Source organism: Micromonospora sp. KC207 (assembly GCF_004348615.1).
In the GTDB taxonomy this organism is placed as follows: domain Bacteria; phylum Actinomycetota; class Actinomycetes; order Mycobacteriales; family Micromonosporaceae; genus Micromonospora.
The window spans coordinates 1-426 of record NZ_SMKJ01000634.1; the positions used below are offsets into that span (position 1 = coordinate 1).

1 protein-coding gene is annotated in these 426 nt (G+C 63.6%); it reads right to left on the reverse strand.

Features of this window, described 5'->3' with window-relative positions:
* Positions 1–116, reverse strand: a 116-nt coding sequence (locus E1258_RS32955; RefSeq protein ID WP_165949974.1) for a transposase, incomplete at its 3' end; no start/stop codon positions are given.
* Positions 117–426: the final 310 nt, after the last annotated feature.

The following is a 426-nucleotide window of genomic DNA, read 5'->3' on the forward strand; positions in this document are numbered from 1 at the left end:
TCCCGTCGCGGGTGCTTCTCCCTGCGGCCGTCCGTGTTCGGCTCCGGCAACAGCGGCTCGATCAGCGCCCACTGGGTGTCAGTCAGGTCGGAGGGGTAGCCACGGCGAACAGACACCGCGCTACCCTACCCGTCCCGCCGGTGGAAGTCATGCCGCCACGCCGTCCACAACAGACCTTCTCAAACACGCTCTCACTGGACGTTTGCTTCACCTTCGTGCCAGTAGTGGCTGATTCGCCACTCGACCTCGGCAGCATGAGATGTCCGGCTCCCCCCAGAAAGAGCGCATCTCGTGGACGCGAACCCGACCGGAATCAGAGCATTTCACCCCGGGATCGTGTCTGGTTCACTTTCACCCCGGCATCGACGGACATCACGTCCGCCGAGCCGATGCCCCAACGACATACGCCTTCACCATGACCGAACG